This window comes from Arthrobacter sp. TMN-50, assembly GCF_054511125.1.
In genome coordinates this window covers 82192-94956 of sequence record NZ_JBTNDG010000002.1, presented here as the reverse complement: position 1 = coordinate 94956, position 12765 = coordinate 82192, and the positions used below count along the sequence as shown (strand labels likewise).

At 63.8% G+C, this 12765-nt stretch carries 14 protein-coding genes; 8 read left to right on the top strand and 6 right to left on the bottom strand.

The window, feature by feature from the left end:
* Positions 1-20: 20 nt before the first annotated feature.
* The 3 genes from ACX80A_RS04335 to arsB are packed head-to-tail and all read right to left on the bottom strand — an operon-like array spanning position 21 to position 2795.
* On the bottom strand, positions 21-1292 hold the full coding sequence (locus ACX80A_RS04335; protein ID WP_459258457.1) for an FAD-dependent oxidoreductase: 1272 nt from the start codon (positions 1290-1292) through the stop codon (positions 21-23).
* Positions 1289-1702, bottom strand: coding sequence for an arsenate reductase ArsC (locus ACX80A_RS04330; protein WP_459258455.1), 414 nt, complete (start codon positions 1700-1702; stop codon positions 1289-1291). The genes ACX80A_RS04335 and ACX80A_RS04330 overlap by 4 nt, the downstream gene beginning before the upstream one ends.
* Entirely contained in the window at positions 1695-2795 is a 1101-nt protein-coding gene (gene arsB / locus ACX80A_RS04325; RefSeq protein ID WP_459258454.1) for an ACR3 family arsenite efflux transporter, read from the bottom strand. Before arsB ends, ACX80A_RS04330 begins: the two co-directional genes overlap by 8 nt.
* A gap of 109 nt (positions 2796-2904) precedes the next feature.
* On the opposite strand from arsB, the gene ACX80A_RS04320 reads away from it, so the two are divergent.
* Positions 2905-3258 carry an ArsR/SmtB family transcription factor gene (locus ACX80A_RS04320; RefSeq protein ID WP_459258453.1) on the top strand — a complete coding sequence of 118 codons (354 nt, stop codon included), beginning with the start codon at positions 2905-2907 and terminating at the stop codon, positions 3256-3258.
* A 195-nt stretch (positions 3259-3453) separates the two neighbouring features.
* Here ACX80A_RS04320 and ACX80A_RS04315 read toward each other — a convergent pair whose 3' ends face one another.
* A complete protein-coding gene (locus tag ACX80A_RS04315; protein ID WP_459258452.1) occupies positions 3454-4533 on the bottom strand; it encodes a lactonase family protein in 1080 nt (359 codons plus the stop codon).
* Positions 4534-4626: 93 nt separating this feature from the next.
* Between ACX80A_RS04315 and ACX80A_RS04310 the strand changes: the two genes are divergently transcribed.
* The 4 genes from ACX80A_RS04310 to ACX80A_RS04295 all read left to right on the top strand — a co-directional run bounded on the left by ACX80A_RS04310 (position 4627) and on the right by ACX80A_RS04295 (position 7909).
* Positions 4627-6090, top strand: coding sequence for a cryptochrome/photolyase family protein (locus ACX80A_RS04310; protein ID WP_459258451.1), 1464 nt, complete (start codon positions 4627-4629; stop codon positions 6088-6090).
* 109 nt (positions 6091-6199) lie between these two features.
* Positions 6200-6451 carry a hypothetical protein gene (locus tag ACX80A_RS04305; protein WP_459258449.1) on the top strand — a complete coding sequence of 84 codons (252 nt, stop codon included), beginning with the start codon at positions 6200-6202 and terminating at the stop codon, positions 6449-6451.
* Positions 6452-6454: 3 nt separating this feature from the next.
* On the top strand, positions 6455-7369 hold the full coding sequence (locus ACX80A_RS04300; protein WP_459258448.1) for an FHA domain-containing protein: 915 nt from the start codon (positions 6455-6457) through the stop codon (positions 7367-7369).
* Between the two features lie 9 nt (positions 7370-7378).
* A complete protein-coding gene (locus ACX80A_RS04295) occupies positions 7379-7909 on the top strand; it encodes a 2'-5' RNA ligase family protein (protein WP_459258447.1) in 531 nt (176 codons plus the stop codon).
* A 6-nt stretch (positions 7910-7915) separates the two neighbouring features.
* Here ACX80A_RS04295 and purB read toward each other — a convergent pair whose 3' ends face one another.
* Positions 7916-9340 (bottom strand): adenylosuccinate lyase, encoded by a 1425-nt coding sequence (gene purB / locus ACX80A_RS04290; RefSeq protein ID WP_459258445.1) that lies wholly within the window; start codon positions 9338-9340, stop codon positions 7916-7918.
* 207 nt (positions 9341-9547) lie between these two features.
* On the opposite strand from purB, the gene ACX80A_RS04285 reads away from it, so the two are divergent.
* Positions 9548-9811 carry a hypothetical protein gene (locus tag ACX80A_RS04285; RefSeq protein ID WP_459258444.1) on the top strand — a complete coding sequence of 88 codons (264 nt, stop codon included), beginning with the start codon at positions 9548-9550 and terminating at the stop codon, positions 9809-9811.
* A complete protein-coding gene (locus tag ACX80A_RS04280) occupies positions 9808-11100 on the top strand; it encodes a hypothetical protein (protein WP_459258442.1) in 1293 nt (430 codons plus the stop codon). Before ACX80A_RS04285 ends, ACX80A_RS04280 begins: the two co-directional genes overlap by 4 nt.
* 10 nt (positions 11101-11110) lie before the next feature.
* On the opposite strand, the gene ACX80A_RS04275 is transcribed toward ACX80A_RS04280, so the two are convergent.
* Positions 11111-11503, bottom strand: a complete 393-nt coding sequence (locus tag ACX80A_RS04275) for a phage holin family protein (RefSeq protein WP_459258440.1) — start codon at positions 11501-11503, stop codon at positions 11111-11113.
* A gap of 51 nt (positions 11504-11554) precedes the next feature.
* Between ACX80A_RS04275 and ACX80A_RS04270 the strand changes: the two genes are divergently transcribed.
* Entirely contained in the window at positions 11555-12694 is a 1140-nt protein-coding gene (locus ACX80A_RS04270) for a histidinol-phosphate transaminase (RefSeq protein WP_459258439.1), read from the top strand.
* The last annotated feature ends 71 nt before the right edge of the window (positions 12695-12765 follow it).

Below are 12765 nucleotides of genomic sequence, written 5' to 3'. Positions count from 1 at the left end.
GGTTGATCTCGGGCGCGGGTTTACTGGGCCATCAGGGCTGGTACGTCGCAGGAGCCGCCCAGATCGGTGCTGCAGACTCCGGTTGCCGGAAGTTTCAGCTGCACGTCCTCAGCGGCTGCTGCGTCACCTGCAATTGCCGCAACCACCGACCGCACCTGTTCGTAGCCGGTGGCGAGCAGGAAGGTGGGAGCGCGGCCATAGCTCTTCATTCCGACGATGAAGAAGTCCTTGTCAGGGTGGGCGAGCTCTTTGGCGCCGTGTGCAGGGACGGTGCCGCAGCTGTGGAACTCGGGGTCGATCAGGGGTCCCAGCGCGCGGGGCGCTTCTACCGCAGGGTCCAACTCCAGCCGTAATTCTCGGAGGATTCCCAGATCGGGCCTGAATCCAGTGGTTGGAATCAGGACGTCCACTTCGACTGAGCCGCCGACGGTGTGGACAGTCAGCGCATCGCGTGCACTGAAACCGGCGATGGTGAAGGAGGTCCTGAGTTCCACTACCCCGTCTTCCACCAATTTGCGCAGTCGGGAGCCGAGTTGTCCGCGGGCCGGTAACCCGTCGAGGTCGCCGCCTCCGTAGAGTCGTTCAGCAGATCCGGTGCCGCGGACGGCCCAGATGACGGAGGTGGATTCGGAGGCCCGGGCGACCTGTCCGAGCGCGATTAGGGTGTTGGCCGCGGAGTGTCCAGCGCCGACCACCATGACCCGTTTGCCTTCGAATCTGTCCCGGTCCGGCCCGGTGATATCCGGGAGCGGATCGGTAATGAACTGACGCGCCTCAGTCTGGCCGTGCGCGGGAAGTCCGCCCTGACCGAGGGGATTTGGTTGGTTCCAGGTGCCGGACGCGTCGATGACTGCCCGGGCCAGGTGGTCTTCGATGCCATGAGGACCCTGGGTACGGACCAGGAATGGCTGCTTGTCACGGCCCTTGGTCCGGGTCTTGTCCATCCCCTGGCGGGTCACGGCGACTACGCGGGTGCTCAGCTGCAACGTCTCGGCGATGGCTGGCACAGCCGCCAGCGGTGTCACGTATTCGCCCACCAGTTCGGATCCGTAGGGGAGGGCAGTTCCCCGCGGTGAGACCCAACCCGTGGGCTCCAACAGGCGGCGGGCGGCGGCGTCGACGTTGAACTGCCACGGGGAGAACAGGCGGATGTGGCCCCAGTCGCTAATGGCGGCGCCCGGTATCGGGCCGGCCTCGAAGATCAGCGGCTGCAGGCCGCGCTCGAGGAGGTGGGCCGCTGCGGCGAGACCGATCGGTCCCGCCCCGATGATGGCGACTGGGAGCTCACTCATGCTGGGAGTAGCTCTACGATCAGGGCCTCGACGCGGCGTTTAATGGTGTCGCGGATCGGCCGGACCGACTCCACACCCTTCCCCGCCGGGTCTTCGAGCACCCAGTCCTCGTAGCGTTTGCCCGGAAAGTAGGGGCACTCGTCGCCGCAGCCCATGGTGACGACGACGTCGGAGTCCTTGACGGCGTCGTCGGTCAGGACTTTGGGTATCTCGGCCGACATGTCGATGCCTAGTTCCCGCATGGCTTCAACTGCCGACGGGTTGATGGAGTTGGCTGGCTGTGATCCGGCGGAGCGGACCTCGATCCGGCCCTCGGAAAGAGTGGTCAAGAAGGCGGCGGCCATCTGTGAGCGGCCCGCGTTATGGACGCAGACAAAGAGGACCGAGGGTTTGGTCGATGACTCAGACATGTGAATTTTCCTTCGTTGGTGTCAGGGGATCGGTGGTGAAGAAGCGCTTCCGCGCCCAAAGGGCCACATAGACCAGTGCAACAAGAACGGGGACCTCAATCAAGGGCCCGACGACGCCGGCCAGCGCCTGTCCACTGGTCACCCCGTAGGTGCCGATGGCGACAGCGATGGCCAACTCGAAGTTGTTGCCGGCGGCAGTGAAAGCGAGGGTGGTGGTCTTGGCGTAGCCAAGGTTCAACAGCTTGCCGATCACCATGCCCGCCGTGAAGACCACCAGAAAGTAGATCAGGAGGGGCAGGGCAATGCGGGCGACGTCGAGCGGCCTGGCGAGGATTTCATCACCCTGAAGGGCGAAGAGGATCACGATGGTGAACAGGAGTCCGTAGAGGGCCCACGGGCCCAGCTTGGGAAGGAGCGTTCCCTCGTACCAGTCGCGGCCCTTGGAGCGCTCGCCGATGGTGCGGGTCAGGAACCCGGCCAGGAGCGGTATGCCCAGGAAGATGAGTACGCTGATGGTGATGGCCCAGAACGAAAAGTCAGCGCTGGTGGTTGGCAGGCCCAGCAGGCTAGGAAGTCCCTGCAGGTAGAACCAGCCCAGCGCCCCAAAGGCGAAGACCTGGAAGACCGAGTTGATGGCCACGAGAACGGCCGCTGCCTCGCGGTCGCCGCAGGCGAGGTCGTTCCAGATCATCACCATGGCAATACACCGGGCCAGGCCCACGATGATCAGGCCAGTACGATACTCGGGGAGGTCGGGGACGAAGACCCACGCCAGGATGAACATGAAGGCCGGTGCGGCGACCCAGTTGATCACCAGGGAAGTAATCATGAGCTTCCGGTCCTTGATTACGGCTCCGGTTTGGTCGTAGCGTACCTTTGCCAGCACCGGGTACATCATCACCAGGAGCCCAAGGGCGATGGGCAGTGACACGGTGCCGATGGCCAGCGAATCGAGAAATCCGGCCATGCCGGGAATGAACTGGCCGAGCGCGATGCCCACCACCATCGCGGCGATGATCCAGACCGGAAGAAGCCGGTCAAGGGTGGACAGTTTGCCGGTCGTCTCTTCGGCGGGAAGGGTGTGTGTACTCAAGGGGCTCCGTTGAACGGTATGAATGACGGGCACATGCATCGATGGTTGTCGATGCCTAAAGTATTTCCCAACCCATCGATAGATGTCAATGTCGGTGCATAATGGATGGATGACTCCAGCAGTGACCATCGCCCCCGACCCCCTCGCCGCCTGCTGCACGCCCAAGGGAGGGCCAGCGATGTCGGAGGATTCGGCGTCGTCGTTGGCTGCCCAGTTCAAGGCGATCGCTGACCCCAACCGGCTGCGAATGGTCTCCATCATTTCCTCGAGCGAAAACGCCGAGGCGTGTGTCTGCGACATTACCGAGCCGCTGAATCTTGGCCAGTCGACCGTCTCGCATCACCTGAAGATCCTGGTGGACGCCGGTGTGCTGACTAGGGAAAAGAGGGGCGTGTGGGCTTATTACTCGCTGGTCCCGGGCGCGCTGGCTAGCCTCGCCGGAGCGCTCACCGGCCGCCCCTGACCCACCCCTTCCCGCCGAGGAGTTAGCTGAGGTGACCTGGGAGGGCCGTGAGTCGCCAGACGGCACAGTTCGGCGGAGAGGATCCGGGGTTACTCGAGGGCAAGAACCGACAGGACGTTTCCCGTTGACCCTGACCCGGGTTCCGGAAATAGCGGAGAAAAGTGGCAGTGCCGCGGATTAGTGGTGGCTCGACCACTAAACCGCGGGCTCACCACTTTTCTGTCCCAGCGGGCTGAATTCGATCCAGCGCGGACCGGGGGAGCAGTCGTACCTTCCAGAGTCGTGCAGGCTCCCGCTCTCAGGGTCGATCCGGTACACCGTCAGCTGGTCGGAGAGCTCGCCGACCGCCAGTAGAAACTCACCGGTCGGGTCGATGTTCATCCCTCGCGGCTGCGCCTGCGTGGCGGTGGTGTCGACCAGCGAGAGCGTGCCGTCGGGTGCGACGGCAACGACAGCGATGGTGCTGCTGGATCGTTCGGTGCTGTACAGGAAACGGCCGTTGGGGGACACCTGCAGTTCAGCGCACCAGATGGCATCCGCGGCCGGCTCAGGGCCGGAACCGTCCCGGACCCGGCCCGGCACGAGGTTCAGCGAGGGGGTAATCGAGGAGATCCGCTGCTCTTCGGTCAGGGCGCCGGTCTCGGGGTCCCGGGCGTAGGCGGCAATCTCCCCCGACATTTCGTGCAGCGCGTAGAGCGTCTCTCCGGATGGCGAGAACCGCAGATGCCGTGGACCGCTCCCGGCCGGCGTGGCCACCTGGCCGCCGTCGCCCAGGGCGCCGCTGATGGAGTCGACCGGCCACCACGCAATCAGGTCATCGCCCAGCGCAGTGGCGTAGACGATCCGTCCGTCGGGGCTGGTGACCACCGCGTGGGCATGCTTCCCGGGTGCCGCGGAGGATTCGGTGTCAGGACGCATCCCGCCGTCGTCGTCAAGGCTCATGACGCTGACCAGGTGGTCGGTGTAGGAGGCGCCCAATAGGTGACCGCCCGATGGGTCAACCGCCAGATAGGCCATCCCGGCAACCAGTTCGGCATCGCCGCGCGGCACGAGGTCGCCGGTGCTCGCATCGATAGCGAGTAATCGAACCGTGGGCGGGGTGGTGGCCAGCGCAGCGTACAGCAGGCGGTCGCTCGGGTGCATCGCAAGGCACTGCACCTTTACTCCGAGCGGCAACGACCGACCGGGGTCGAGCGTCCCTGTTCGGTTGTCCAGCTGGAAGGTGTCGATGCTCTGGCCGTCGGCGCAGGCAACATGAACGGCGAATCGAGTCATACGCTTCACCCTAGCAACCGGGACGCAAGGAGCCATCGATGTGCAAGCATTGCAGCGGTGCAGAAGCACGGCAGGCGGGACGAAGGAGATGCAGTGCACGTTCGGTTGGTTTTCCCTCACCAGCTCTTCGAAGAGCACCTCAACGCGCCGGCAGCGCATCAATTCATCCTGGTAGAGGATGATCTCTTCTTCCGCCAGTACCGCTTCCATCAGCAGAAACTGGTGTTACACCGGGCTAGCATGCGCCACTTTGCGGGGCGTCTCAGAGACTCCGGGTACGCGGTGGATTACCTCGAAAGTTCGGCGACGACCCCCAGCCAGGAACAACTGCGATCCCACCTGCAGGACCTCGGTGCCACGCAGTGCAGCTATTACGACGTCGTCGACGACTGGCTGGAGCAGCGCCTCACCAGGACCCTTGGAGATCTTGGCCTGGAGGCTCAGGCGGATACCAGCCCAGGATTCCTCCTCAGCACCGATGACATTCACGGCTATTTCACCAACGCCGGCTGGCGGATGCAGAACTTTTACGAATGGCAGCGCCGTCGACTGGGAATCCTGGTTGAACCGGATGGGAGCCCGGTGGGTGGACGCTGGAGCTTCGACGCTGACAACCGGAAGAAGTTACCCAGGGGTTTGGCCGCCCCGGACCTGCCCGTGTTTGACGCCACCAACGACGTGCGGGACGCCATCGACTGGGTAGCGCGGGAATTCCCCGACAATCCGGGCGTCGCCGTGGCATTCAACTGGCCGATCACGCACCAGCAGGCGGCGGACGCCCTCGAAGCGTTCCTCAATGAACGGTTTGCCCAGTTCGGTCCATACGAGGATGCAATCTCGGCGCCGGACTCGTTTCTGTTCCATTCGGCGCTGAGCTCCAGCATCAACCTGGGTCTGCTTAGCCCGCTGGAGGTGGTGGATGTGAGTCTGGATCACGCGGCCCGCCATGACACGCCGATTGCCAGCGTCGAAGGATTCATTCGGCAAGTCATCGGGTGGCGCGAGTACATGAGGGCCTCGTATCTGCTGCGCGGCCGAGAGATGCGCACCAGTAACACCCTCGGGTTTGACCGGAACCTCGAGGAGGGTTGGTGGACCGGGGAGACGGGTCTGGAGCCGGTCGACGTCGTCATCAAACGGATCCGTGAAACCAGTTATGCCCATCACATTGAGCGGCTGATGGTGCTTGGCAACGCGATGGCGCTGCTGCGGATCAATCCGGATGCCGTCTACGAATGGTTCATGGCGATGTTCATCGACGCCTACGACTGGGTGATGGTCCCCAATGTGTACGCCATGAGCCAGTACGCGGCCGGCAGCATGATCACCACCAAACCCTACGTGAGCGGGAGCAACTACCTGAAAAAGATGGGCAACTTCCCGGCTGGCACGTGGCAGGAGGCGTGGGACGCCCTGTACTGGCAATTCGTCAGCGATCACCGCGAGACGTTCAACCGAAATCCCCGGTCATCAATGATGGTCACGCTCTACGACAATTTCGACGGCGCGAAGAAGGTGCGTTTGCGGGACGACGCAGCGAAATGGCTTCGGTCGTAAGTGCAGAAAGGCTTGTTGCCAGTTGGGGGCCCGTACTAGGGTTGGATCGTTAGCGTCAGACGGGTAGAGGGCGTCTGTCATAATGCACACTCCATTAAGGGACTCACTCATGACCGAAAATACCTCCCCAGACCAACAGGGCAACCACAACATCCGCGACTGGGCGGACCTTGCCGAGGAAATGTGGACTTACCTGACCGGCAAGGGCGCGGCGGTGAATTACAGCTTCATTGACATGACGGTTGAGGTTCCCCGGGATATCGGGCCCGACGCTCCGCGCGCAACCTGGAAGTTGAACGGAACCCTGCGGGTCACCACCAGTGACAATAATGCAGCGGGTTCCGATACCCACCGCAGCTGAGCCATGGCCGCGAATATCCGGTTGGAGATCAATCTCGCGTTTTCGATGGTCGAACCAGCAACGCCGGATCACACCTCATCAACGATCAGCGGCACAGTGACCGCCGACGGTACAACGGTTGAAGTGTTCGTCGACTCGCCCGAGGCGTTCGGCGGGACATCCGTTCCGTCGCTCGATGCTGTCCGGGCGTTGGCGAAAGCACTCGCTGATAAGGGCCTTGCGGTGTCCATTGGGGGACCTAAGGGCAACCTCGTAAGCCTCGGGGCGGTCGAGGTTTCGCGGGTGCAACGACTCCTGACCCGGTCCCCGCACATCAGGCTGGGATCCCTCAGCGCTCTCACCCCCATAGCCAAGAGCACGCGGACGTCAGGGAAGGCGGATGCTCCCGGCCTACTGCCGCCGTCGACTCCGTTCCCGCTGGTGCCCACCGTCAACCGGAAGATTCACCGTCGGGTAACCACCACCCACCACACGCCCGGTAGCGGACGTGCCCGGTTGATCTTTGTCCAGGATTCGGCGACGTGGAATGGTCAAGTGCCACGGGAGTTCAACCTGGGGCCAGCGACCACCACCATTGGCAGTGGGCCCGACGTCGATCTGGTGCTTCCCGGGTTGGACGTCGTCCACGCCGAGGTGGTGCACAACGATGCCGACGAGTATGTCCTCATGCCGCGCGGACCGGTCAGCGGGAGCGTCAACCCGACCGGACCGTCGGTGCTTAGAACCGGTGCACGTATCCAGTTGGGACAGTGGTGTCTCGCCTACTTTCGTGAGGAGTACGCCGATCATGGACGGCCGTTCGGGGGCCGAAGTGGGGGAGAGTTGGCTTACCAGCGACCACAGTTCGATCCGCGGACCGGCAGAACCGAGGGCGACGGCTCGGAGGGCGTCGGGGACTTCCGCCGACACCCTCGCTAGGCTGGGCCGGTGGACAGCATTGAACTGCTCCTCGACGGCGTCACGGAGCAGTTCATCAGCGCCGAATGGGATGCCCTGCTTGCGGCGGGCCTGCCCAGTCGGGCCGCGCACAATTCACCGCACAACCGGCCGCACATCACGCTGGTCGCGGCGCCGGTAATCACCGGCGACCGGGATGGGGAGCTAAGCGAACGCCTGACCCTTCCCTTGACGATTTCCTGCGCCGGACTGCTGTTGTTCGACGCCGGACGGCGTGGTTTTGTACTGGCCCGGCAGGTGGTGTGTAGTTCCCCGCTGCTGCAGCTGCATCAGAGGGTCCACGACGTCGGCAACTTCGAGGGCCCTACGCACACGTCACTGCCTGACGCGTGGGTTCCACACGTCACCCTCGCCAACGCGGTAAGCGCCAAACGACTGCCGGACGCGCTTGCCGTCCTGACCGGGGCCGTGCCGGAGGGCAGCGTCGTGGGGGCGCGACGCTGGGACAACGGGTCGAAGACCGTTACGATGCTCGACGGGGGTCCGGCGTCAGCTCAGTAGCCGGCCTTATTCGAGGTGGTCGACGAGCTGCTCGGCGACGCCAGTGTAGGCAGCCGGTGTGAGCGCCAGTAGACGAGATTCGGCCGCAGGGGAAAGCCCCAGCCCCGCGACAAACTCCCGCATCCGGGTTGCATCGACGCGCTGACCACGAGTCAGTTCCTTAAGCCGTTCGTAGGGGTCATCCATGCCGGCGACACCGGCAATACCCTCCGCCCGCATGACCATCTGGATTGCTTCGCCGAGGACCTCCCAGTTGGTGTCGAGGTCCGCCGCGAGAACTGATTCGGCGACGTCGAGGCGGTCCAATCCTTTTGCCACATTCGACAGGGCAAGGAGGGAATGACCAAACGCTACACCGATGTTGCGCTGGGAGGAGGAGTCGGTGAGGTCGCGCTGCCACCGTGAGGTCACGAGGGTGGCACCGAGCACGTCCAGGAGCGAGCAGGAAATCTCAAGGTTCGCTTCGGCGTTCTCAAACCGGATCGGATTCACCTTGTGCGGCATGGTGGAGGAACCGGTGGCGCCCTCGACCGGGACCTGCGCGAAGTATCCGATGGAAATGTAGCTCCACACGTCGGTGCAGAAGTTGTGGAGAATTCTGTTGAATCGAGCCACATCGGCATACAGCTCGGCCTGCCAGTCGTGGGACTCGATCTGGGTGGTGAGCGGATTCCAGGAGAGGCCCAAACCCTCGACGAAGTCTCGGGAAACCTGCTGCCAGTCGGCATCCGGAACCGAAACATAGTGGGCTGCGAAGGTGCCGGTAGCACCGTTGATTTTGCCCAGGTACTCGGTGCCCTCGATACGCTTGAGTTGCCGGTCCAGGCGGTGCGCGACGACGGCGAGCTCCTTGCCCAGGGTGGTGGGGGTTGCTGGTTGACCGTGGGTGCGTGACAGCATTGGAACGGCGGCCGACTCGCGAGCCATGCTGGCGATCTGAGCGGTCAGGGAGCGGGCAGTCGGGAGCCACACGTTTTCGACGGCGCCCTTTACTCCGACAGCGTAGGACAGGTTGTTGATGTCCTCCGAGGTGCAGCCAAAGTGGACCAATGGTTTGAGCTCTGCGATGCCGATGTCGGGCAGCCGGCGCCCAATGAAGTACTCGACTGCTTTGACGTCGTGCACGGTCACGCGTTCCAGCTCGGCGAGCTCCGCAACTGACTCGCCGTCGAAGCTGGTGACGATGTCCCGCAGCGCCACCTCCTGCCCAGCGGTTAGTGGTGTGGTGCCCGGCAACACTGCGTTCCGAGTGAGGTGGATCAGCCATTCCACCTCCACGTGGACGCGGTCCCGGTTGAGGGCAGCCTCCGAAAGGTAGTCGACCAGCGGCGCCACGGCTCCGCTGTACCGGCCGTCCAACGGTCCGAGAGTCAGCGCAATGCCCGACTGGGTTGAGGTCGATGCGAGGTGCACCCTAGAAATATCAGCCATGACATCGATCATTTCATGATCCGGCGGATGTTAGCTGCCTGTGACTCCTCCTCCCCAGTGCAGGGCGCACTGCGTGTGCACACATACAGGGCATTCCCCTCCCGGACCGCTGGCACCGGAGTAGCCTTCAGGGCAATAACCCTTCGATCGTGACAGCTAGGAGGAACGGTGAATGTGGCGACGGACTGGTCATGTGAACCCTGGGCGGTGGCGAGCTCAACTGCCGCTGCGATCAGCTCCCAGCTACTGCTTCAGGCGGAGATTGTGGATGAGGTTGCTTTCCGGCTAACGGGAGGTGGCGTCTTAGAGTGGGAGTCACCGGCCGGTCGCAACTTCAGCGAGTATGTTACGGGCCAGGCGCTCGGAGTGCGGCGGGCCAGCGATCTATTGCGGGAGGCCGCGACGCAGGTCGGGTCGTTTGCCTCGACACTCAGGAGCCTCGAATACAGCGCCTTCCTTGCACAGTTGTGAGTGCTACAGCGGATTTGACCCCCGTCGAGCCGCCGCCCGATAGGGGACCGGGCGGCATCACCGTGCGGGGCGGCGTTGGAAGTATCCGCTTCCAATGGGAGGAGCTGCGGCAAGGCTCTGAGCGGCTTGGGCTCCTGGCCGACGAGTTGCGGGACGCCCTGCACCGCTGCGGGGACCTGCAATGGCGGTTACAGATGCTCCCCAAGGGTCAGGACGCGGCGGCGCTCGGCAGCGGGGACGCTGCGGTCGCCGCTGTGGATTCAGCACGGCTGGCACTGGGCCGCAGCGATGGCGAGCTACGTGACACCGCTCAGCGAATCGAGCTGTGCAGGCTCACCTACGAGGGAGCGGAAGCCCTGGCCGAGCTGGCCACCGCCGGGACCTGGGGGGCTGTGGGCGACATCGAACGTGGGCTGCACTGGGTTATTGGTTTAGCCAACGCGGGCAACTTCGCGGAGCCGGCGCCGCTCAGCGTGGAACGCGCGGCCGCACTGGAACGGCTCTCTCTGGACGGCTCGGTACCGGCCCTGCTGCAGCGGGTCGACGCTGTAAAAGCTGAAGGCCCAGGTGTCTTTGAGATACTGAAGGTGCAGGGCACCAACGGTTCCGTCTATGTCGTGGTGCTTCCTGGCACCCAGGGCTCCAGCCTAGTGGGGGGCAGCAACCCCTTCGACCCGACGGGGGTGGTCGAGGCTGTTCATTACGACAGTGCCTTCGTCGCGGACGCGGTCCGCGGCGCTCTTACTGACGCGGGAGCCAAGCAGGGGGACAGCGTGATGATGGTCGGCTACAGCCAAGGCGGAATGCACGCAGTAAACCTTGCACAGGATCCCGGTATCACCGAAAACTTCAACCTTCAGCTGGTTCTCACCGCTGGCTCTCCCACCGGGCGAGAACCCTCCGGCGGCGGGAGGTACCTGCAATTGGAACACGCCGATGACTGGGTGCACCAGGCAGACGGCACTACCAACCCCGACGAACGGGACAGGGTAACGGTGACGTTGCGAAACCCGGTGGAAGAGGCACCGGACGGAGACGAGGGCCTCGGTGCAGCGCACAAGCTGGGTACGTACGTCACCGGCGCTGAGGCGGTCGAGACCAGCTCCCATCCGTCAATCGTTGCATCGATTGGCGTGCTCCGGGCAACGATCGGCGTCGGAGCGTCAGCTGAGCGGCATCTGTTCCGGGCCCGGCGCCAGCTACCAGCCGGGGCGCCGAAATCAGGCCTTGGACGCCGCGCCCAGCCCCCAGGGGCGGCGAGGGTACGCGCGCCCCGGCCGGATCGCTAGATTCGTTCAGCTACCGGCGTGTGCCGGTGAGGGATCCGGCCACCATGGACACGACGCTGATGATGAGTGAGCCGAGAACTGCCGACCAGAAGAAGTCGTCAACCGAGAACCGGATGGGGGTGAAAGACGTCAGCCACGCGGTCAGCATCAGCATCCCCGCGTTGATGACAATGGTGAACAACCCGAGAGTGAGGATGGTGAGCGGCAAGGATAACACCGCAACAATGGGACGAACCAAAGCGTTGACGATGCCGAACACGAGACCCACAAAGAGGTAGGAAAGGATCACGCCGGTCGCGTCCCCGCCGGATGAGGTGGACCCCACCTCGATACCAGGAAGCGCCCAGGCAGCGGCGAAAAGCGCCAGCGCATTGATCAGGATGCGGACAGTCATCTTCAGCATGCCCCAATGCTGTCATAAGGCGCCGTTCCTGCCCAGCGATAAGCTGGAGCTATGACTACACCAGAGCGCCAAGGCGATGACGCCGGGGCACAGGACCTTCCCATTCATCCCCGCAGCGTGCTGGGGCGTTTGCCTCGCTATGCGGCTGGGAAACCGCCGGTGGCCGTGGAGGGGCTGCAGAGCTACAAGCTCTCCTCCAACGAAAACCCGCTTCCGCCGCTTCCTTCGGTGCTGGCCGCGATCGCTTCCCAGACGCATATCAACCGGTACCCTGACCCGATGACCACCGCGCTGCGGACGGCCCTCGCCGCGTTCCTCTTGGTCCCCGCCGAAGACATTGTGACCGGTGCAGGAAGTCTTGGCGCCCTGAACCAGGTACTCGCCACGTTCGCGGGCCAGAACGACTACGATGCCGCCGACGAGGTAATTTATCCCTGGCGGTCCTTCGAGGCGTATCCGATCTGTGTCGGCCTGGCCGGGGCCGCGGGAGTGCAGATCCCGCTGCATCAGGACGGCACCCACAACCTTGAGGCAATGCTGGCCGCGATCACCGACCGGACCCGGGTCATTCTGCTCTGTACCCCGAACAACCCGACCGGGCCCATTCTCACGGAGGACGCCGTCAGCGCGTTCCTGCAGCGGGTGCCGGGGCACATCATCGTGGTGATCGATGAGGCCTATCAGGAATTTGTCAGGGACACGGACGCGGTGGGCGGCCTCGCCATGTACCGGGAGCACCAGAACGTTGTGGTGTTGCGCACGTTCTCGAAGGCTCATGGCCTCGCCGGTCTTCGCGTGGGCTACTCCGTCTCGCAACCGGAGCTGACCCAGCACCTGAGAGTCAGTGCAGTGCCGTTTGCTGTGTCACAGATCGCCGAACAGGCAGCGGTTACGTCGCTGGAGCACTTCGACGAGGTCGAGGAACGCGTCCAGGGAATTGTCGACGAGCGGACCAGAGTGGTCGAAGGCCTGCAGTCAATAGGCTGGACGGTACCGAAGGCCGAAGGAAATTTTGTCTGGCTGGCACTCGGGGAGCGGACGCCCGAGTTCGCAGCGCTCGCCGAGCGGCAAGCGCTGTCGGTCCGGGCTTTCGGCGCCGAGGGGGCTCGGGTGAGCATCGGAGAGCCTGAGGCGAACACCCGGTTCCTTGAGCTCTGCTCCAACTACGGAAACGGCCCCGGCGTTTCGTAGAGCGTCACAAATGGGGCGCACACGATCGCGTCGCTAGTGTGGACCGGGTACATGCGGATGAGGGCATGTCC